The following is a 22,384-nucleotide window of genomic DNA, read 5'->3' as shown; positions in this document are numbered from 1 at the left end:
TGCCCTCGTTCCGCGCGGCGCCCGCTGGGGGGCCCCCCGCCCCCGCGCGCCCCCCCCCCACGCCCACGATTCCACCTAGACCAAGTAAGCAGAGCGATGACCTCACCCCTCGTGTCGAACTATCAGCTCGACTCGGCCCGAATCGAGCCGCACCGGGACGCGGAAACCGTGCATCGGTGGTTGACCCATCCCAAGGCGAAGTACTGGGACATGCTCGACAGCAATCTGACCGATGTGCGGAAGATGCTCGACGACAGCACCGCGGATTCGCACGACACACCCTTCGGCATGTGGATCGGCTACTGCGACGGCATCCCAGAATTCCTGTTCGAGCTGTACGACCCGACGACGAGCGACCTGGCTCTGCCGGAGACCGGATATGTGCAGGAGACCGGGGACATCGGAATGCACTTGTTGGTCGCCCATTCCGATCGACAGCTGCCGGGATTCACCGGGAACGTCATGCAATACATCATGCGAACCGCATTCTTCGATGCCGGCGCGGAGCGGGTCGTCGTCGAGCCCGATGTCCGGAACACAGCAGTCCAGCGACTCAATGCCGAGGTCGGCTTCGTGGCGGTGGGCGACTATCCCGTCGCGGACAAGACCGCCCGCCTGAGCTATTGCACCCGTGCGGACTTCATCCGACTGACGGAGAACGGCAGCGGCGCGCCATCGTCGACGACGAGCACCGAAGGGCCGGATCGACCAGCATGACAACACCCATGATTCAGCACTCCTTCCGCGACGTTTACGACCTGCGGATCGCCAAGAAGATTCTCACCGAGTTCTGTCACGAACGGGCGATCCGACCGGTCGAGGTTGCGCCGGGCGAGTACCTCGTCGTTTCCGACGATCAACGCAGCGAGTACCACTTCTGCGCCGAGTTGCTTTCACTGAACAGCTGGAATATCGATGCATCATCGATTCGCCTTGTGCGCGCAGGACAGACACTGCCGGTACGGGCCATCGATCTGGTCGTCGATCTCGGTGTCTCTTTGGGGATTCGCGACGTGAATCTGCCGGAGTACCTCGAGGAGTTCATCAACACGCTCTCGATCGGCGCACACCGTCCCGACTCGCGGCGCATCCCGGCCGCCACCCTGGCCACTCACGATTTCCAGACCATCGAGCAATCGATGACCGAAGGTCACCCGTGCATCGTCGCCAACGCCGGTCGGCTGGGTTTCAGTTCGGACGACGTCGAACGGTACGCCCCGGAGTCCGGTCGCAGCTTTGCACTGACCTGGGTGGCTGCGAAGCGCGAAAACTGTGATTTCGCTTCCGTTTCCAGCGTCGATTACGACGGATTACTGAGCACCGAACTGGACGACGAGACCGTGACCCAGTTCGCCGCCGTGCTCACCGATCTCGAACTCGACCCGTCGGACTACTACTTCCTCCCGGTCCATCCGTGGCAGTGGACCGAGAAGGTCGCGAGACTCTATGCACCGGATATCGCCGATCGCACGATCGTGTACCTGGGTGAGTCGTCGGATCTCTACCAACCGCAACAATCGATCCGATCACTGTTCAACACCTCGAATCCCACACGACACTATGTGAAGTCGGCGCTGTCCATCGTGAACATGGGTTTCACCAGGGGGATGTCCGCCGACTACATGCGCACCACCCCGCTGATCAACGACTGGGTGAAGCGCCGAGTGGGCGATGACGAGTATCTCCGATCCATCGGCTTCGAGATGCTCTACGAGGTCGCGGCGATCGGCTACCGAAGTCCGACATTCGGAGCCGTGACCGAGCCGGGTTCGGAGTACCGGAAGCTGCTGTCGGCACTGTGGCGTCAGAGCCCGATCCCGCTGGTGAGCGAACACGAGCAATTGTCGACGATGGCCGCCCTCCTCCACATCGACCACCACGGTGTACCTCTCGTCGAGGCTTACATCGAACGGTCCGGCATCCCGGGAAGCGAGTGGATACGCCGCTATCTGCGGAGCTACCTCCATCCGATCACCTACTTGCTGTACCGGCATCAGCTCAAGTTCTCCCCACACGGGGAGAATCTGATTCTCGTCCTCGACTCCGGAGTGCCGGTCCGAGCGATCCTGAAGGACATCGGCGAAGAGGTCTGCATCTACGACGTTCCCGACGACCTCCCGCAATCGTGCCACCGCGCGCTGACCACGGAACCCGACAGCATCCGCAATCTCGGTGTCCTGTCGGATGTGTTCGACGATTTCCTGCGCCCGCTGGCGGCGATCCTGCACTCGAGCGGTCTGGTCAGCGACGCACAGTTCTGGTCGCTGGTCGGTGAGAGCCTCCAGGAGTTCGTGGCACAGCACGCCGACCTCGCGGACAGGTTTCGCAAGTGGGATCTGTTCGCACCGACTTTCGGTGCGGTGCCGATGAACCGGTTGCAGCTGTCGAACAATCGCCGAATGGTGAACGTCGGTGATTCCTACTCGTCGATCATCGATTCCGAGCATGAATTGGTGAATCCCGTTGCCGCCTTCCGGCGGAGTGAGTGATCGAGGTGATCGTATGACCATGGCGGCTACCGACGTGCCCGATATCGAGATCGTCCGGGACGAATACGGGATTCCTCATATCTCGGCGACCTCGGCCAGTGATGCACTCTTCGGCCAGGGATACGCGAGTGGCGTCGACCGCGCCTGGCAGATCGAATTCCTACGCCTACGCGGAGAAGGACGTACGGCCGAGATCTTCGGCGCCGACGGTGTCGTCTGGGACGAGTTCGCGCGCCGGGCCGGAATCGATCGTGCCGCGCGGCGGATCTACCAGGCGTCGTCGCCGCGAACCCGCGAACTGATGCGCGCCTATACCGACGGCGTCAACAGCACGCTCGATACCGCCGAGGCGGTCGAACTCGCCGAATTCGATCACCGTCCCACACCGTGGCAACCGTGGACGCCCATCTCCGTGTTCATCGTGCACCACATTCTGTTCGGCCGATTCACCACCAAACTCTGGCGCCTGCACGCCTGCCGTGCGCTGGGCATCGGAGCATTGTCACTGTTCGACATCGAGGGCCCGGAGCGGACCGACGAGCGAGTTCCCGACCTTCCGGACGAGAAGTTCATCACCGAACTGCTGAGCCAGTTCCCCGACGACATACCGGCGCCGCCCAATACGTCTGCAGAGAATCTGGGTGACGCAATCTCGGGCAGTAACGCCTGGGGGATCTCGGCGACTCGCACCGAGTCGGGGATGCCGATGATCGCGGGCGACCCACACCGCTTTCTCGAACTTCCCGGCATCTACCAGCAATTCCATCTGGGATGTCCGGATTTCGATGTCATCGGTTTCGCCTTCGCGGGGGTCCCCGGGGTCCCCCACTTCGCCCACGCCGGCACCGTGTCCTGGGGCATCACCAACGCGATGGCCGACTATCAGGATCTCTACGTCGAAAAGCTCACTCGCACACACGATGAAGTTCTCGCCGCGACCACCCAGGGTACCCGGACGGTGGAGCGATGGACCGAGGAGATCCGGGTCCGTGACGGCGATCCGGTGTCAGTCGAGATCATCACCACCCCCAACGGTTCGGTGGTGTTCGGCGGCCCGGACTCCGCATACGCGCTGAGCCTTCGGAGCCCGATGATCGACGATACCGAAACAACGTTCGACGGCATTCTGGATCTGCTGTACGCCCGTTCCGTCACCGATGTCGAACAGTCGCTCGGCCACTGGGTCGAGCCCGTGAATCGGATCGTCATCGCCGACACGTCCGGCCGCCTGGTCAACCATGTCGCCGGCAAGATGCCGGCACGGGCCGCCGAGAATTACTGGCTACCGGTACCCGGTTGGGACGATCGCTACCGATGGCGTGGCTACGCATCCTCCTCCGTCCAGAACGAGGACTTCGATCCCACCGTGACCGACTACTCGGTCATCGCCAACCAGCGAATCAGCAATTCGCCGCCACTGCAGCCGATCACCACCGAATGCGTACCACCCGCGCGTGCCGACCGGATAGAGCAACTGCTCGGTGCGGGGCCTTCGGCATCCGTGTCCGGGTGCGAGCAGATCCATCGGGACGTCACCAACGTGCAAGCCGAGACGATCCGCCGCCTGCTGCCACCGCTCACCGGGCTGAGCGCGTCCGGTGAAGACCTGCGGCGTCGACTTCTCGCATGGGACACCACCATGCACGGCGACAGCACCGATGCATACCTTTTCGCCGAGGTGCGCGCACGATTCGTCCGCGGTCTCATCCAGTCGGAGCCCCTGACCCGGCTCGCCCAGCCACACCTGTTCTCCCGGGTCCTCGACCCCTGGTTCGTCGCCGCGCCACGCATCGCGGCGGCCCTCGGATCGGTGATCGACCACATGCCCGCGTTGGGCATGGATCCCTACCGGCACATCCAGGACGCCGTCGAGTCGGTCGCCGCCGAATTACCGCAGCAGAGCAGCATTCCGACCTGGGGCAGCGTGCACGTGCTCACCCCGCTCCACGGAATGGACCTCGCCGGAGTGGCACCGAAACACCCCGAGATCTCCGCGCGGATCAGAGTGGACCGACTCCCCTTGGGAGGCGACGCCGAATGTGTCTTCGCCAACGCCAGCGCGGTGGGATTCGCCCACACCTGCAACCTCGGTTCCGCCGCGCGATACGTATGGAACCTCGAGTCACGCGACGACAGCAAGTGGATCGTCCCACTGGGAGCGAGCGGCGATCCAGCATCCCCGCACTATCAGAATCAGGCCCCGCTCTGGGCCCGCGGCGAGCTCGTGGGACTCACCACGAACTGGGCCGAGCTGCGCGACACCGCATACGAGCGGCACACGTTGCGATCGCGTCCCCGGAACGACGGAAGGGTGCGCGACCGGTGACACCAATCGATAAAGATCTCGTAATTTCCTACTTTGCACCAGATTTGGGGGCTACCCGTGTCATATGACGGCCAAACAACCTCGTGGGGTGGATCGCGTTTCGTCGGTCCGGCCAATTGGTCGGATGTCGGTGTCGGATTGTCGCAAACAGCCGCGGCGGTCGAGAACAGTCACCACCGTGCCCCGCTTCCCTCTGGAGCCCCGGCCGAAATGCTGGCCGCCGCGGCCGGTTCCCTGGGTCCAGAGCAAGTTCCCGAGAAGGGAGTCGGTGAAGTCGATGCCCTCGAACAAGTATCCCGACTGATCGCCACCTACGGCCTGGACCTGACACACCCGTTGACCGCGGCGCACCTACAGCCACCATCACTGACCGTGTCCGTGGTCGCCGACGCGCTCGCCAGCGCAACCAATGCGTCCCTCGACACCTACGATTCCGGTCCGGCAACGCTGGCACTCGAGAAGTGGATGATCGCGGCACTGGCACGGTTGGCCGGTTTCCCGGAAACCTCCGGCGGGGTGTTCGGCCCCGGAGGTTCGTACTCCAACCTCCTCGCGCTCCTGATCGCGCGCGACCACACCGCCGCGCAGCGCGGCATCGACACCAGACAACAAGGTGTCGCCGCACTGCGCCGACCGGTTGTCTTCTGCTCCCGCGTCGCGCACTTCTCGATCAACAGAGCATGTGCCGCACTCGGACTCGGTGAAGCCGCCGTCATCCCGGTCCAGGTCGACGCTCACCATCGGATGATCCCGGAGGCACTGGAACTGGCCCTGTCGAACACCGACGGAACCCCGGTGGCGATCGTGGCGACGGCGGGGACCACCGACTTCGGCACCGTCGACCCGCTTCCGGAGATCGCCGACATCGCCCGGCGTAACGGAGTGTGGTTCCACGTCGACGCTGCCTACGGCTTCGGATCGCTGTTCTCCGACAGTCTCGCCGGACTGGTAGCCGGAATCGACCGAGCGGATTCGGTGACCCTCGACCTCCACAAAATCGGGTGGCAACCGGCAGCGGCAAGCGTGTTGCTGCTCGCCGACGAAGGACGCTTCGCCGCTCTCGATCGCAACGTTGCCTATCTCAACCCGGAAGACGACGTAGAGGCCGGATTCGGAGGAAGGCTGGGGCAGACACTGCAGACCACCCGTCGCCCGGACGTGCTCAAGGTCGTCGCGACGTTCTTGGCCTACGGACGTAGCGGAATGGGCGACATGCTCGACCGATGCCATGAAGTGGCTCGCTATGCCGAGCAACGCATCGCGACCGAGCTGCAACTCGAACTGGTTGCACCGGTGACCCTGACCACCGTCGTGTTCCGCTACCGATGCGAAGAACTCGACAAGGTGAACGCAGAACTCAGAAGGCGCCTCATCAGTTCCGGCACGGCGTTGATCGGACGAACTCGCGTACTGATCCGCGGCGAAGGTGAGCCGCAAACGTGCCTGAAGCTGACGCTCCTGAACCCGACGACCCGCGAGCACGACATCGACACCCTGTTCGATGAACTGTTGCGGATGGCCGTGGAAGTGGAATCGGAGTTCGCCGAGTACCACTCGGCCGGAGACCACGGTCACGAGATGGCGAGGGCACTTCATGAACAGAGTTGAATCCGTAGATATCCTGGGAATCGGTTGTGGCCCGTTCAATCTCGGGCTGGCCGCCCTGGCATCGACGGTCGATGACCTCGATGTCCTCGTGGTGGACTCCCGGGAAGAATTCCGTTGGCATCCGGGCTTGATGTTCGAGGACGCTACCCTCCAGGTCAGCTTCCTGTCCGATCTCGTCTCGCTTGTCGACCCGACACATCCCATGTCGTTTCTGGCCTATCTGGCCGACATCGACCGTCTGTACCCTTTTCTGGTGCGGGAGAAGTTCTTCCCGACCCGGCGGGAGTACGAGGCATACCTTCTCTGGGTCGTCGAGCGACTGCGGTCTCTGCAGTTCGGAACCCGGGTCGACGAGGTCCACTGGGACGAAGAAGCCCAGTCCTTCCTGGTCCAGGTAACCTCCGGCGGAGTCACGTCGACGATCCGTGCCGGTCATGTGGTGGTCGGCATCGGTACCGAACCCGCCGTCCCCGAGGCACTCTCGACGGCTTCGACGGCGCTGGTCCACAGCTCGGACTACCTTCGTCATCAAGACGCCGCCCATGCGTGCGACGCGGTCACCGTGATCGGTTCGGGCCAGTCGGGCGCCGAGATCGTGATCGATCTGCTCGAGTCCAATCTGCAGGGTGGACCCGCCGTGTGCTGGTGGTCGCGCACCCCGTGGTTTGCTCCGCTGGACTTCACCAAGCTGTCGCTGGAGATGACGACTCCGGCCTACATGGACTACTTCCACTCACTGCCCGAAGCCACGCGTGACCAGGTCCGAGCCGGTCACTGGCAGTTCCACAAGGGTATTTCCGCGGACACCCTCGATCGCCTGCACGACCTGCTCTACCGCCGCCAACTGCTCGAGAAGCTCGCGCCGGTGCATCTGCGCAATGGAGTCGCGGTCGAGGGAATCGACGAGACCGCCGATGGGCAACTGACGGTTCGGGGCAGGCACCAGGACACGGGATCGGCTCTCTCACATACCGCCGACCTCGTCATCGCCGCTACCGGATACCAGGCTCGCAATCCCGGATTTCTGGCCCCACTCGAGGAGCGTCTGCTCCGCGATTCACGGGGGCGGCTCGTCGTCGACTCCAACCACGCCGTGGCCGCAGACGGATTCACGAACCGACTCTTCGTGGCCAACGCCGAGGAGCACACCCACGGGGTCTCCGCACCCAATCTGGACATCGGCGCCGTACGAAACGCCAAGATACTCAACACCGTTCTCGGCCGCGAGGCCTACCGACTGCAGCGCAACACTGCGTTCACCAGCTTCGGAGTGACCGATGACGAGACCAGGAGTTCACTGTGATCACCAAAGAACAGATACGCGCCGACGTCGCATCCGAGCTGGACATTTCCGCTGATTCGATCGGTGACGGAGACGACCTGGTCCGCCTCGGCCTGCACTCGCTGCTGCTGATGAAGCTCACCGGCACGTGGCGCCGACAGGGTCACTGGGTACAGAGTTCGCAGTTGGCTCTGGAGCCGACGATCGAGGCCTGGACCCGTCTGATCGTAGGCAGCGCGGCGGACAACTCGCAGGCCCCGGCCGTAGCCGTCGACCCTGCGGAGGCCCCGGCCGTAGCCGTCGGCACTGCGGAGGCCCCGAGCGACGCCGTGGAAGCCGACGAGTTCGGGCTGGCCCCCATGCAGCACGCATACTGGGTCGGTCGTCAGAACGGGCAAGCTCTCGGTGGTATCGCCGCGCATCTGTACGTGGAGTTCGACGGCGCAGACCTCGATCCTCGACGACTGGAACGCGCTGTTGCTCGGGTTGTCTCACGGCACGACATGTTGCGGGCTGCATTCGACGACGCCGGACACCAGCGGATCCTGGCCGATCCGCCCAAGCCCGTGTTCGCTGTAGTGGACTTGCGCGGCGAGTCCGGGGCGGGGGCCGATGTGGACGTCGATACCGAACTGGAACTGATGCGCGAACGCATGAGCCACCAGATGCTGGACGTTTCGGGCGGCAATGTCGTCGAGTTCGTGCTCACCCTGCTGCCCGACGGCAGGCACCGGCTCCACCTGGATGTCGACATGCTCGCCGCGGACGCGATGAGCTATCGCCGGATCCTCGACGACCTGGCCGCAGCCTACGAGTCCGACGATGCCCTGCCGCCGGTCGGCTACACGTTCCGCGACTACCTCGCGGAGCACGGCGATCGCATTCCCGCCGAAGAGCGAGAGAACGCCCGCCGGTGGTGGACCGACAAGTTGCCGACGCTGCCCGACACCCCCGAGCTGCCCACCATCCCGGAGGCACGCCGCCCCGCCCCGGCGCGCAGCGTGCGCCACCACCACCGCCTCGAACCCGACCAGAAGCAGCGGTTGTACCGGATCGCCCACAGCCATGGCCTCACCCCGGCGGTGACGCTTGCTGCGGTGTTCTCCGAGGTGATCGCCCGCTGGTCGACGAGGCAGCGGTTCCTGCTCAACGTTCCGCTGTTCAACCGCGAGCCGCTGCACGACGAGATCGATCAGGTGGTCGGTGACTTCACCAATTCTGTGCTGGTCGACATCGACGCACGGGAGACCGAATCGCTGGTGGCGCGTGCCCGCCGGCTGCAGCACGAGTTGCACAGCTGCGGCGCCCACTCCACCTACGCAGGCCTCGACGTACTACGGGATCTGGGCCGCCAGCGCGGCAGCGCGGTCACCCCGTCAGTGGTGTTCACCTCGGGTCTCGGCCTCGGCGAACTCTTCTCCGATCGAGTGACGAGATCTTTCGGTCGACCGGTCTGGATCCTGTCGCAGGGACCGCAGGTCGATCTGGACGCGCAGGTCGTCGAACTCGACGGCGGTCTGCTGGTGAACTGGGATGTGCGTCGTGACGCTCTTCCCGACGGTGTCATGGATGCCATGTTCACCGAGTTCCGCAGGCTGCTCGACGAACTCGTGCACGCCGAGGCCGACTGGGACGCACCGCTGTCCATCGCACTACCGGCAGCGCAGCGCGAGGCACGCGAGCACGCCACCGATCCGGCCGCGCCCTCGATCATCCCGCGCAGCCTGCACGGGTCGTTCTTCGACCAGGCGGCCCGAGACCCGAAACGCACCGCGTTGGTGACCTCGCACGGCGAAGAGATGAGCTACCGCCTGGTGGCCGAGCAGGCGCTGTCACTCGCACACGCCCTGACTGCCTCCGGTACTCGCCCGGGCGACACGGTCGCGGTGATCCTGCCGAAGGGGCACCGGCAAGTGGTCGCAGTGCTCGGCGCACTCGCCGCGGGGGCCGTGTATCTTCCCGTCGGTACCGATCAGCCACGGGCACGCAGGGATCGGATCTTCTCGCGCGGCCTTGTCAGGGCCGTGATCGGCGACGATTCCCTCGAGTTGCCGGACGGCGTCGCTCGAGTCGTGTTCGACGACGCCGTAGCCGGGCCACGTGCCGAGCGTGCGCTCGTACCGGACCCCGACCAACTCGCCTACGTCCTGTTCACCTCCGGTTCCACCGGCGAACCGAAGGGTGTGGAGGTCAGTCATCGCGCGGCCGCGAACACCATCGACGCGATCACCGCCGAGTTCGGATTGACCTCCGACGACCGCACCATCGGCCTGTCCGCGCTCGAGTTCGATCTGTCGGTGTTCGACGTGTTCAGCCCGCTTTCACTCGGCGGGGCATTGGTCTGCATCGATGCCGAGAAAGTCCGCGACGCCACAGCATGGTCCGAAGCTGTTGCAGCACATAGGGTATCGGTACTCAACTGCGCTCCGGGACTGATCGGAATGCTGCTCGACGTCGCCACCGACGAGCAACTCGGGAGCCTTCGCACCGTGATCACCGGCGGCGATCGTGTCGACGCGGCACTGGCACAGCGGATGCGGTCCCGAGTTCCGGGACTGACCTTCGCCGGCCTGGGCGGAACCACCGAAACCGCGATCCACTCCACTGTCTACGAGGTCACCGACGACTTCCCTGCGGACTGGACGGCCGTTCCCTATGGTCGCCCCCTGACCAACGTGCACTGCCGAGTAGTCAACGAGCGGTTGGAAGACTGCCCCGACTGGGTCACCGGAGAACTGTGGATCGGCGGGACGAGCGTCGCAGACGGGTATCGGGGGGACGTGGAACGCACGCGGGACCGGTTCGTCACCTTCGATTCGATCCGCTGGTACCGCACGGGCGACCTGGCTCGCTATCTGCCCGACGGCACCATCGAATTCCTCGGCCGCGCCGATCATCAGCTCAAGATCCGTGGGTACCGGGTGGAACTGGGCGAAGTGGAGTCCGCGGCCAAGAGCCTGTCCGGCGTGGGCGAGGCCGTCGCCGCCATCGTCGCGGACCGGTTGGCGCTGGCAGTGACCGGCAAGGTCGAGGCAGAAGTGGTGTCGAAGGCTCTTGCCGAATTGCTACCGGCATACATGGTTCCCGACCTCGTCCATTCACTGGAACAGATGCCGCTGACCGCCAACGGCAAGGTGGATCGCGCCGCGGTACGCGACGGTATCGAGCGTGAATTCCAGGGAGCTACGCAGCGGGAATACGTCGCACCGGAGAACGCGATCGAGGCTGCCCTTGCCTACATCGCCGCCCAGGTGCTCGGCATCGAGAGGCTCGGGGTGACCACCGACTTCTTCGATGCCGGGGCAAACTCCGTACTGGCCACCACCTTCGTCGCCAACGTGCGGGGGCTGCTGGCGGTCGACGGTGTGGGCGTCACCGACGTGTTCGGTGCACGAACGGTCCGTGGTCTCGCCGCAGTACTCGGTGAGCGTGAGACGATCACCGGTCAGCTGACGCAGGTGGCCCGCATCCTGTTGGACGTCACCGGCATTCCCGATCCTGCTCCCGACTCCGATATGGCGAAGGCGCATGCGTGATTCGGCGTTCAGTCCGGCGGTGTTGCCCCGATCACGAAAGGGCGGGTAGTTGAGTTCACTGGAGGAGCTCCAGAAGGCGATGCGGGCACGGTTGATCCAGGACGGGATCACCACCGGTCGTGGCATCTCGCCTCGGCGCGATCCGTCCCGGGCCGCACTGTCGTTCAGCCAGCGCGGCATCTGGGCGTATCAACAACTGTTCCCCGGCACGACGGCCAACAACATCTGTCTGGCGTTCACCTTCACCGGAAGCGTTGACGGCAGCGCACTGCAGCACGCCTTTCTCGCACTGGTCCGCCGCCATGAGGTACTGCGCACCACGTATCACCGCGACGACGACGGTGTGCCCTTTCAGCGAATCCACGACGATCTCCCACCACGAATGTCGTGGCAGGACCTGCTAGAAGCCACCGACGCGGATGCTCGGCTGCGCACTCTCGTCGCCGAGGCCGCAGCCGAGCCCTTCGATCTCGACACCGAATCGTCGTTGCGGCTCACCTTCGCGGCGCTGCCGCCGGACGACTCGGACGAACCGAGGCTGGCGGTGGTGATCGCCATGCAGCACATCGCGTGGGACGGCATGACGATGCCTGTGCTCTCGCGCGACGTGGAGCGCGCCTATCTGGCGAACATCGGCGACCGGGCAGAGCCGGAAGCGGCGCCCCCGGCTCTGCAGATCGCAGATTTCGCCGAGTGGGAGCAGAAGCGATTCGACGGGGCCGACCACACCGCCGACACCCGATTCTGGGAGCAACAGTTCAGTGGCGGAGTCGAGACCATGCGCTTGCCCTACGACCACGACCCGGCCGCGCCGTCCGATCGTGGCGCCCGGTCGGACCGTCAGCTCAGCGCACGGGCCGATGCGAACCTACGGGCGATTCAGCTCTCGTTGCACGTGACCCCGTTCTCGGTGTTTCTCGCCGCCTACTATCTGGCACTTCGGCGCATCACCGGGCGCAACGAGATCGTCATCGGGACCGCGGTGGCGAACCGGGAAGAGGCCGGAATGGAGTTGCTGATCGGCAATCTCAGCAACTCGGTCGCCCTGCGCATCGGTACCGAAGGCGGAACGTTTGCGGATCTGGTCACCCATATCAGCACGATCTCCCACGCAGCGTTCGGTCACCGAACCTTTCCCTACGAGCATCAGGTACGGGCAGCGCAGCGCGTCACGGACGGCGCCGCCGCGCGTCCGTTCGACTCACTGGTGCTGTTCCTGGATCAGCAGATCGACGGCCCCCAGCTTCCCGGCTGCAGCACCCGCTGGCAGCTCGCCGACAAGGGGTGCACGTCGTTGCCGCTGACCGTCGAAGCGTTCCTGCACGCCGACCGCACCGACGTCCAGATCTCCTATCAGGTGGATCTGTTCACCGACGAAACGGTGTCGCGGCTTCACGAGTGCCTCGACCAGATTCTGGCGACCGCAGACCCGACGCAATCCACAACCGCAGGCCAGGAGAAGCAATGAACGTATTGACAGCGCAGCAGCTCGAACGCATGCGAAGCCGCCTGGCCGACGCCGGCATCACCAACGACCGCGACACGACGAGCGCTGCAGCAACGCAACAGGAACCATCGGACGGTCGGCTCGGTATCGCCGAGCGGCGCATGTGGAAGATCTACGAGCTGGACCCGGAATCCATATCCCACAACTACGGCGTCGTTCTCGGTTTCGGGGACACCTACTCGCTCGACTCCGTGGTCGCGTCCGTGACGCGTCTGGTCGACTCCTCCGAGGTCATCAGCTCTGTTGTCTGCGTGGACGACGACGGTACGCCGCGACGCAAGCCGGTGCGGTGGGAGGGCCGCTGGGTGGTGCCCGGGCAGATCTGGGAATGGGGCGCGATGCCCGACCAGGCTGAGACCACCGAAATCAGCGGCCGCACCCACCGTGAGGTCGCACTCGCCGAGTCCGAGACCCTCACCAAGGCGTCCTTCCGGTTGAGGCAGGAGCCGCCACTGCGGGTGCGCGTCTACTCCTCGGGAGATGGGGGTGGCGTGTCGATGGTGCTGGTTCTGCATCACATCGCCGGCGACGAGACCGCGTTGCCACCTCTTCTGAACGCCTTGGTTTCCGGTTCCGGGCTGGGTACCTCGGTCGTCGAGACAGATGGGACCGTAGGAGGACTCACCGCCCGTCCGGTCGCTACAGCCGATGACGCGGTGCGGCATGCACGGGCGACCTGGGCGGGCGAGGGTATTCGTTATCCACTGTCCGGATCGCTACCCGAGAGCAGCGCCGAGGAGAGTTGGCTGTCGGTCATGGGCGAAGGCCCGGGCGCACGCCTGACTCAGCCGATCGAACCGGCGGACGTCGCGGCGCTCGGTGCGATCGCCCGAGAGGTCGGCGCGACACCGAATGCGCTGTTCATCGTTGTCTGCGCTCTCAGCGTGTCAGCCCTGACCGGCGCAACAGATCATGTGCTCCTGGTACCCGCCGACAACCAGCAACCGGGCCACCGGCCCGATCGTGTCGGATACAGCGGCAATGTCGTCCCCATGCGCTTCCGCTTCGACCCGAAGTCGGACACGCGAGATGCTCTGCGCCAGGCTGTTTCGACGGTGTATCAGGCGATGGAGTACTCCACCGTCGACTACGGAACCATCCTCACCGCACTTCGCACAGGAGGCGGGCGCTTCCCGGTGGCCGAGGTCATGGCGCTGGTGAAGAATGCGCCACTGCGCGGGATACCGATGCCCGACGGTGCCCAGGTCACCTGCGAAACGGTCTTCAAGGAAGTCGTCCATTACCCATTGGCCCTCGCGTTCGAGATCGGCGAGGACGACCGAGTGCTCTTGGACATCGAGTATCGAACCGATGTCGTCGATACTGCCTACGCTCGCCGTGCCGCACGGGTTGTTGCCGGGCTCGTCGCCGATATCCCGACATCGCTCGATGCCCCAGTGGCGGAGCTGCTCGAACCAGCCTTGCTGGGCGGTGGAGACTCGGATCGTATGAGTTAGTTAGGGGACGTCTTCGTCGTCGGAGGTTTCGGTGATCAGTTCGTGTGGGTGGTGGCGGTGGTTGATCCGTGGCCGACGGGCGGGGTCGATGTGTCGTGGCGGGGTCCAGGTGGTTCGTCGACGTGATGGGTGGGTGGCCCATCCGTTCTCGGAGTCGTTGACGAGGGCATGGCAGGCGTCGCAGGCCAAGGTGAGGTTGTCGATGTCGGTGCCGCCACCGCGGCGCCAGTCGCGGACGTGATGGACCGCGCACCGGGTGGGTGGGGCCACGCAGCCGGGCCGGGTGCAGCCGGCGTCGGCGGCGATGAGCGCCAGCCGCTGATTGACGGACGCGAGACGGGAGGTGCGGCCCAGGTGCAATGGCCGCCCGTGGTGATCGAACACCGCCAGCACCGGATGCGATCGTTCGGCGAGCGTCAACGCGTCGACGATGGGCAGCAGCCCGCCGGTGGCGGTGGTGGCCACCCCACCCGCAGCTTTTTCGAGTTGATCGAGGGTCATGGTGATGATGGTGGTGGCCGGCAGCCCACGGTGGGCGCCGAGCACCCCCGAGGACAGCACGGTCCGCAGCATCGCCGCCAATGCGTCGTGGTTGCGTTGCCCGGTGGTGCGGGTGTCGCGGGCGGCGGCGGCCGCCAACTGTTGGCGGTCGATACCGGGCTGTTCGGCGTCCCCTGTCGGGGAGTGCGGGTCGGTGGGGTTGTTCATGCCGGGCCGTGCCCACTTCTCCAACACCGGGTCCAGGAGGGCCCGGGTGGTCGGGTCGAGTTCACCGGAGATCTTCGACATCAACTCCGAGTCCTGTGCGGACACGTGCAGACTGCGTCGGCGCGCCCGATCGCGGTCGTCGGTGAGGCTGCCGTCCGGATTCAGATACGCCAGCAACCTGTGTCCGGCGTGTTCCACATCTTCCGGGGTGCCGCCGCGGGCGCAGTCGGCCAGAATCTTCTCCGCCGTCGCGAGTTCGGAACGGCAAATGTTGCGGGGCACCTTCCGCAGGGTGCGGCTGACCGCACGCAGGTGATCGTTGCCGATCGCCCCGTCGGCCCTGGCGGCCGCCGTTTCCGGAAGAGCCGCAGCACACGCCTCGCCGCCCACCGTGTGCCAGGTCCCGGCATCACGGGCGCGGGACACTCGTGCCGACGCCTCCGACGCCGACACCCGAATCACGTCCACGAGCAGTTTGTTCGGGCTGTTGTAGCCCAGACGCGCGGGAACAGACCTTTCGACGGTGTCGACGACCAGCCGATCCGACACCGCACCCAACCGGCGAACAGTCGTTTCGAGTCGGCGGATGGTCTCGACCACCTCATCATCGGACAGCGGCGTGAGATCGCCGTCGAGGAGATCCCCGGCCGCACAGCCGAGAGCATCCAGACTCGCCGCGATACCCATACCCACCCCCCAACCCCCGAATCGAACCTGTGTTCGAAAGCCTACCTCGCAGGTCCGACAGAAACCGGCATCAGGCCGGGCCCGCCGCCTCGGCGATCACCTTGTCGAACTGGTCGATGAAGGTATCGGCGTACCCGGGCAGCGCGGCAGGATCGGTGACTATGCCGAACGAGGTCCGATTTCCGAGTATCAGTGCCGTCACCGAGAACGAGTAACCAGCCAAGGGCGATAGCGGAGTAAGCGCCTCGATCGGCTTCCCGAGAACCGCACGGGCCCGGGTGAAGCCGGGGTTGATCCCGATGTGGACGTCCGGGCTCATCCGCGTCATCGACGCATTGACGATGCCGCGCATCGCCGCCCACGGTATCTGCGGCCCGTCATCGGTTGCGGCCATCGACAGCTCGGGTCGCCGATCCGCCACGAAGGCCAGCTCGGACCGGCAGCGGTCGATCTGACGATCGAGGTCGGCCTCGTCACCTGCCAGGTTCAGCAACGAGATCGAGACAGCGTTGCCGGTGTGCCGAAAGGATGCATCGAGTGTCACGGGCAGCGTCACCCGGATGACCTCGGGTTGCCGAGTCATGTTCTCGGGTGGGGCAATGCTCAGGGTGCGCCCGATCGCCGCCAGCAGGAATTCGTGGACGGTAGCGTTGTGGCGCTTCGCGGCCCGGCGCAGCGTTCGGGTGGAGGCGCCGTACAACCCGGCCTGCCGTTGCCCTGAACGCGTCAGGCTCGGCCATCCACGGCCGGTACGGCCGGCTTCCCACTGCTCGCCGAAAGCCGCCTTCGATTCCTGCATGACCTCCGGTTCGATCTCGCCGACGCGGAATCGAGGCGAGGTCGCGAACCGCTCGAACTCCGACAGTTCCTCGTCCGTACCGTCGGCCAGCAACGCGGCGAACGCGGCGCCGGCGATGCCGTCGGAAAGGCTGTGATGAACGCGTAGCGCGAGCATCTGCTCCCCGGTGTCGCGCGAGGTGAAAAGCGTGATGTGCCAGAACGGGTCGGGGCGCGGTAACGGCTTCTCGAGCAGTTCCGCCAGCCGCCGGAGCAGGTCGGGTCGATCCGTGAACTCGCCGGCGGTGACGTGCCGTTCGACATCGACGTCATCGGCCAGCACCACCTGCGGCTTACGCCACCGTCCACCCTGCACACCGACCCGGAAGAGATCGAACAGGCCGACCCGTTCCCGCACCCGTGCCCGTACCTCGTCGAGGGTCAGCAGCCGGCCGTCCTGCTTCAATTCGAGAACCATCGCCCAGTGCATGGGACGACTCTTCGTGTCCATGTGCAGATAGGTGAAGTCGGGGGGCCCGAATTCCGTGACGTCGGATCCACGCGCCGTGTCGAACTCGGCGGAGGTGCTCACTGCGGAACGCCGCTGAACTTGGCGCGGATCACACTTTCGAGGTCCCCCACCGTCCTGCTCTCGTAGATTTCCCGCTCGGTGAGCTGAACGCCGAGGCGCTCCTCGATCGCGACGACACCGATGGCGAACGCCACCGAGTCCAGTCCCAGATCGTCGATCAGTAGGGACGATTCGTTGATCCCGCCGACAGCCACATCCAGATCCTCTTCGAGGATTCCCTGCAACTCTTCGGTAATTCGGTCGCTCATTCGTTACTCCTTCGAGGTGAAACTCGGTGCTGTTGCCGCTTCGCGGATATCACTGTGCCGGAACCACATAGGGAGCGACGCTACCGAGCTTCTCGCAGGTCTCGTCGAACTCGCGCTCGGGCGTCGACTGCGCCACGACACCGGCGCCGGCACGCAGCCAGGCACGGTCCGCGGTCGCGAAGATGGATCGTAGTGCGAGGGTTGCCTCGAGGTCGCCGTCCGACGACGCGGTGAGGATGGCTCCCGAGTAGAGGCCTCGCCGTTGTCCTTCCAGACGATAGATCGCTTCGAGGGCAACATCCTTCGGGATACCCGATGCGGTGATCGAGGGAAACACGACGGCGAGCGCACGCCATGGACTCGCGTCGTCGGCAAGACTCCCGCAGACAGTCGAGGCCAGATGCTGCACGCTACCTCGCTCCCGAACCTCCATGAACTCGGTGACCTTGGTGCTACCTTGCTCGGATATCGACTCGATTTCCTCGAAGCACGCGCGTACGGACATCGCGTGCTCGGCGATCTCCTTCGAGTCGGAGACCAGCTCGGCGCGGGCATCCGAGTCCTGCTGTTGCGAACGGCCGAAGGCGCGGGTACCGGCGAGCGGCTCGGTGACGACCGTGCCGTCCCCGTCCACCGCCACGACGATCTCGGGGCTGAACCCCGCGGCGCACAGTCCACCAAGAGACAGAAGATACGAACGTGCCGGATTGTTCTCCGCACGGCCACGCACGTAGGTCGCGGGGATATCGACATCGAACGGGATCTCGACCTCGCGCGAGATGATGACCTTCTGATATCGGCCGCCGACGATCTCGTCCACTGCGGTGGCCACCCGCTCCCGGTAGCCGTCGACATCGATATCGACCTCGACCGGGCGCGTCTGACCGAGGTCGGCTGGGTGCTCGGCGATCTCGGTCAATCTGCGCGACTGCTCGGGGTTGGCCGAGCCGGTGTCGATACCGGTGGCATCGACGAAGGCTTCGAATTCCGGGACGATCAGATGAGCAAGGACCGAGTCGTCGGCAACGCGGTCGGCCAGGTTGTGGTGCGGTGCGCAGAAGTCGAAACCGACCCACCCGTAGATGCGCCACCTGGTCATCGAGAACGAGGCCAGTGCGTCGGCGATGGCTGTAGACGGATCACTGCGCCACGCGGTGACCGTGCGCCGGTCCCCCTCTTCGACGACGACCTCTGTGGCGGTGAGCACGACACGTGCACGCACCCCTGCCGCGAAGGTCCACCGGCTGTCGCGTTCGTAGACCACGTGATCACCGAACTCCCGCGACGCCGCCCAGGCTGCGCACACTCGTGCCGCTTCGGCTTCGTTCTGTGCTTCGGACGTGTGTGGCCCCGGGCTCGGCTGCCAGGGTCGACGGACCCCCGGCCCCGGAATTGGCGATCAACGACATGGCAGCGGCTTTCCCTCTGAACGGTTGGGATCAAGATATTTAGGACAGCCTAAACTATGTTCGCAACGACGGTGATGCGGGGCGCCCTCCGACACCCTGGTAAGGCTTCCCTAATGCAGTCTGTGTTTGAATTCCCTACATGTCGAGCGACCCGGATGCCCTGTCCGACCTGAGAATCGGATTCGCCCCCCACCCGCCGGAGGCGGCAGACCGTTACAGGGCGTCAGGACTCTTCCGCGACCGACCCTTGTGGCATGGCCTGTACCTCGCTGCCGAACGGACGCCGGATGCACCGGCCATCACAGATGCATCGCTGGACGGCCCGAAAACCCTTTCCTATGCCGAGTTTCGACGGGCTACTCTGCGCCGCGCCACCGGTTTCGCCGCAGCTGGTTTGCTGCCCGGTCAGCGAGTGATCCTCCAGCAGAACAACACCGCCGAGTTCGCCGTCAACCTGATGGGACTGTTGCGCGCCGGGGTCGTCCCGGTCATGGCCCTTCCGGCACACCGGATCTCCGAGATCGCACATCTCGCCGCAGGGGCGGGGGCCGTGGCCTACATCGGCGAGGACGGTCGTCGCGGCTTCGACTTCCGCGAGCTCGCAGCCGAACTCGTCGAACGCGTTCCCGGTGTCGAATCGGTGTTCATCTCGGGTGATCCCGGACGATTCGCACCGATACCGGACGCCGATCCCACGGCGGCACTACCCGATGACGTCGACCCCGACCTACCGGCGTTGTTTCTGGTGTCCGGGGGCACCACGGGGCTCCCCAAGCTCATCGCCCGGACTCACAACGACTACGACCTCAACGCACGCTTGTCGGCCGAGGTAGCTCAACTGACCGCCACGGACACCTATCTGGTGGCATTGCCGGGCGCCCACAACTTTCCGCTGTGCTGCCCCGGGATACTGGGAACCATCACGGTCGGCGCCCACACCGTGTTCACCGACAACCCGAGCCCGGATCACACCTTCGACCTCATCGAGCGGCACCGCGTCACGGTGACCGCCCTCGTTCCCGGGCTCGCGCAGCTGTGGTGCGCAGCCACCGAATGGGAACCGGCAGACATCAGTTCGCTCCGCTTGCTGCAGGTCGGTGGGGCCAAACTCGCCCAGGCCGACGCCGCGGCGCTCGACGCCGCGCTGGGCAACGTGGTCCAGCAGGTGTTCGGGATGGCCGAGGGCCTGATCTGTTACACCCGGCTGGGAGACCCGCGTGAGCTCGTACACGAGGTCCAGGGGTCGCCGATGTCGGAGTTCGACGAAGTGCGGATCGTCGATGCCGACGGTTGCGATGTTCCCGAAGGCGAGGAGGGCGAACTGCTCACCCGCGGCCCGTACACCATTCGTGGGTATTACCGTGCGGACGAGCACAACACACGATCGTTCACCCCCGACGGCTTCTACCGCTCCGGGGACCGAGTGCGGCGGCTACCGTCGGGCCACCTGGCAGTCACCGGCCGCATCAAGGACACCATCCTGCGCGGCGGAGAGAACGTCGCGGCCGATGATGTCGAGGAGAATCTGCTCGCTCACCCCTCGATCCGGCAAGCCGGGGTGGTCGGCCTGCCCGACGACACGCTGGGCGAGAAGATCTGTGCGGCAATAGTCCTCTCGCACTCACACCCTCGTCGTGAAGCACTCGAGCTCACCGAACTGCGCGAGTTCCTGACCAGCCGTGGACTGGCACCGTTCAAGCTCCCCGACACGCTGCGCATCGTCACCGGACTACCGGTCACCGCAGTCGGCAAGATCGACAAGGCCGCGCTGCGCGCCTCGGTGGGCACCGACTGAAAAGGCACGACCTCCCTCGATGCAGGGTAGGCTGCGCTTCCATGTGAGATAGGCCGACTACGACGAAGGATGAACATGGCAGACGCTGTGACAACCAAGGGCCGTGGCTGGGAAGGTGCCGTCCTCAAGCTCATGGGGGGCGCCGATTACGTCCTGACGGTCACCGGCAAGCGATCGATCACCGACGAATACATCCAGTTGGATTTCAACGGCGGTGGACTGCTCGCAGACCGTCCGACACATCCGACGATGTGGGTTCGCATCTGGTTCGAGAACAAGCACGGCAAGATGCACCAGCGCGGGTACACACTGGTCGACCCCAACCCCGACAGCGACACCTTCTCCATCGAGTTCGCGATCCACGATGGCGCTGCGGCCAGGTGGGCGCTCGAAGCCGAGCCGGGGGACGGCATCGGATGCACGTTCATGGGTTCCAAATTCGAAATCCCGGATCCGGCACCGAAGGGTTGGCTGCTGGCCGGTGACCCCGCCGCACTGCCGGCGATCAATTCACTCCTCGACGCCATCTCGGCTTCGCCTTCCGACGCACCGGCGACGATCTGGTTCGAATACACCCACGCCAGCGATCGTTCGCTGCCGCTGCGCTCCCGCCCGCAGGACACCGTGCATTGGATTTCCCGCGAAGGTGACGGCGAAGCCATCGTCGAAGCGGTGAAGTCCGCGGCGTTCGACGCATCCGATCACTTCGGGTGGGTTGCGCTCGACGGGACCACCACCCGCGCAATATCCGCTGTGTTCAAGAAGGACTACAAGTTGGGCAAGCGCAGTGTGAAGGCGCAGGCGTACTGGCAGGCCGACGCGGAGCCTTCCTGACTCGCACAACGGGCACGATCGGCAAGCGACGGTGGCGCCGCAGCACTACGAACAGCGCCACCGTCGGAACGGACCTCTAGGCTCCCGCAACCGATTCGAGTTGTGGTGTGATCTTGCCCAGGCCGTATTCGAGCGACAAGCTCGACGGCGTATTGAAGGCAACGACGGTCGGGAAGTCGACGAGCGCAAGACCACCATTCTTCACCGCAGGTAGATCGGAGAATCCGGGCAATGCCTGGAGACCTTCGAGATCGCCACCTCTCGGCAGCAGAACGAGCAGGTCGGAGACGAGAGCATCGACACGCTCCGGGCTGAGAATCACGCGCCCATTACTCACACCCGCCTCTTCCACAAGACTGGGCGGAAGGGTCATGCCCAATCGCTGGAATGTCTGCGCGGCACCGTCTTCAGGGTCGGCGACGAGCACGAACTGGTTCGCACCGAACATGAACTGGGCGAGAACTGCCGTCTTACCCTCCAAGCCTGGCAGCCGCTCGGCAAGCGCGTCGATCTCACCGTTTCGCGTCTCGATGATCTCGGTGGCCTTGTCTTCCATGTGCAGAACTCGGCCCAGCGCCTCGATCTGGTCTTCCCACGGGTCCACCCCCCGATCGGTGATCGACGGGATCGTCGGCGCGATACCCGAGAGCTGCTCATAGGACTGCTCGTCGAGATTCGTCGAGAGGGTGAGGATCAGATCCGGTGCATAGGAAGCGATCTCCTCGACCGGCGGTGGTGCGCCGTAATTGGCAGCCGCCCGGTCGAGTTCCTTCGCCTCCGGATCGAGGTCCTGCTGCCAGGGGTACAGCCCACGGTCGTCACCTCGACCCGCTGCCGACAGGTAGGCCACCGGCTGCACGCCGAATTCCAGCAGGGCATCCACCCATTGACTGCCCGCAGCGACGATCCGCTCGGGCGTACCCTCGACCGCGGTACTGCCGAACGAATGCTCGACCACAGTCGCGTCTGCCGAGGTTCCCTCCTCGGCCGGAGCGCCGGAAGAGCATGCGCTCATTGCCAACACCCCCATCGCGGCAACCGCGATCCATTTCATCCTGCGCACTGCACACACCTTCCACCTTGCCAGTAAACTAAGGCTTTCCTTATATCACAGCCGCGGTCGGATGAA

Annotated in this window: 15 protein-coding genes; 10 read left to right on the top strand and 5 right to left on the bottom strand. The window is 65.0% G+C overall.

The window, feature by feature from the left end; genetic code table 11:
• Positions 1-96 precede the first annotated feature (96 nt).
• From ACZI8Q_RS12070 to ACZI8Q_RS12035, 8 genes are read left to right on the top strand one after another with little or no spacing between them, the layout of a single operon-like run.
• A complete protein-coding gene (locus tag ACZI8Q_RS12070; RefSeq protein ID WP_463373762.1) occupies positions 97-717 on the top strand; it encodes a GNAT family N-acetyltransferase in 621 nt (206 codons plus the stop codon).
• On the top strand, positions 714-2,489 hold the full coding sequence (locus ACZI8Q_RS12065; RefSeq protein WP_463373761.1) for an IucA/IucC family protein: 1,776 nt from the start codon (positions 714-716) through the stop codon (positions 2,487-2,489). Before ACZI8Q_RS12070 ends, ACZI8Q_RS12065 begins: the two co-directional genes overlap by 4 nt.
• Positions 2,490-2,502: 13 nt before the next feature.
• Entirely contained in the window at positions 2,503-4,815 is a 2,313-nt protein-coding gene (locus ACZI8Q_RS12060; protein WP_463373760.1) for a penicillin acylase family protein, read from the top strand.
• A 57-nt stretch (positions 4,816-4,872) separates the two neighbouring features.
• Complete coding sequence (locus ACZI8Q_RS12055; RefSeq protein ID WP_463373759.1) at positions 4,873-6,423, top strand: pyridoxal phosphate-dependent decarboxylase family protein; 1,551 nt, start codon at positions 4,873-4,875, stop codon at positions 6,421-6,423.
• The gene (locus ACZI8Q_RS12050) at positions 6,410-7,726 is read left to right on the top strand and encodes a lysine N(6)-hydroxylase/L-ornithine N(5)-oxygenase family protein (protein WP_463373758.1); all 1,317 of its coding nucleotides are present in this window, start codon (positions 6,410-6,412) and stop codon (positions 7,724-7,726) included. Before ACZI8Q_RS12055 ends, ACZI8Q_RS12050 begins: the two co-directional genes overlap by 14 nt.
• Positions 7,723-11,241, top strand: a complete 3,519-nt coding sequence (locus ACZI8Q_RS12045) for a non-ribosomal peptide synthetase (protein ID WP_463373757.1) — start codon at positions 7,723-7,725, stop codon at positions 11,239-11,241. Before ACZI8Q_RS12050 ends, ACZI8Q_RS12045 begins: the two co-directional genes overlap by 4 nt.
• Before the next feature lie 49 nt (positions 11,242-11,290).
• Positions 11,291-12,709: a condensation domain-containing protein gene (locus ACZI8Q_RS12040; protein ID WP_463373756.1), complete on the top strand. Its 1,419-nt coding sequence runs from the start codon at positions 11,291-11,293 to the stop codon at positions 12,707-12,709.
• Positions 12,706-14,205 carry a condensation domain-containing protein gene (locus ACZI8Q_RS12035; RefSeq protein WP_463373755.1) on the top strand — a complete coding sequence of 500 codons (1,500 nt, stop codon included), beginning with the start codon at positions 12,706-12,708 and terminating at the stop codon, positions 14,203-14,205. The genes ACZI8Q_RS12040 and ACZI8Q_RS12035 overlap by 4 nt, the downstream gene beginning before the upstream one ends.
• Here the strand turns inward: ACZI8Q_RS12035 and ACZI8Q_RS12030 are convergent, their stop codons facing one another.
• From ACZI8Q_RS12030 to ACZI8Q_RS12015, 4 genes are all read right to left on the bottom strand, one after another.
• A complete protein-coding gene (locus tag ACZI8Q_RS12030) occupies positions 14,206-15,600 on the bottom strand; it encodes an HNH endonuclease signature motif containing protein (protein ID WP_463373754.1) in 1,395 nt (464 codons plus the stop codon).
• Positions 15,601-15,670: 70 nt separating this feature from the next.
• Positions 15,671-16,969: a wax ester/triacylglycerol synthase domain-containing protein gene (locus ACZI8Q_RS12025; protein ID WP_463373753.1), complete on the bottom strand. Its 1,299-nt coding sequence runs from the start codon at positions 16,967-16,969 to the stop codon at positions 15,671-15,673.
• Positions 16,966-17,217, bottom strand: coding sequence for an acyl carrier protein (locus ACZI8Q_RS12020; RefSeq protein WP_463373752.1), 252 nt, complete (start codon positions 17,215-17,217; stop codon positions 16,966-16,968). Before ACZI8Q_RS12020 ends, ACZI8Q_RS12025 begins: the two co-directional genes overlap by 4 nt.
• Before the next feature lie 49 nt (positions 17,218-17,266).
• A complete protein-coding gene (locus ACZI8Q_RS12015; protein WP_463373780.1) occupies positions 17,267-18,610 on the bottom strand; it encodes a salicylate synthase in 1,344 nt (447 codons plus the stop codon).
• 155 nt (positions 18,611-18,765) lie between these two features.
• Between ACZI8Q_RS12015 and ACZI8Q_RS12010 the strand changes: the two genes are divergently transcribed.
• Both ACZI8Q_RS12010 and ACZI8Q_RS12005 read left to right on the top strand, forming a co-directional pair.
• Entirely contained in the window at positions 18,766-20,421 is a 1,656-nt protein-coding gene (locus ACZI8Q_RS12010) for a (2,3-dihydroxybenzoyl)adenylate synthase (protein WP_463373751.1), read from the top strand.
• A gap of 75 nt (positions 20,422-20,496) precedes the next feature.
• Positions 20,497-21,255 (top strand): siderophore-interacting protein, encoded by a 759-nt coding sequence (locus ACZI8Q_RS12005; protein WP_463373750.1) that lies wholly within the window; start codon positions 20,497-20,499, stop codon positions 21,253-21,255.
• Positions 21,256-21,331: 76 nt separating this feature from the next.
• Here ACZI8Q_RS12005 and ACZI8Q_RS12000 read toward each other — a convergent pair whose 3' ends face one another.
• On the bottom strand, positions 21,332-22,309 hold the full coding sequence (locus ACZI8Q_RS12000; RefSeq protein ID WP_463373779.1) for an ABC transporter substrate-binding protein: 978 nt from the start codon (positions 22,307-22,309) through the stop codon (positions 21,332-21,334).
• Positions 22,310-22,384: the final 75 nt, after the last annotated feature.

The organism is Rhodococcus quanlei, from assembly GCF_055231015.1.
Note: the sequence above shows the minus strand (reverse complement) of the source record. Positions and strands in the feature narration are given on the sequence as shown.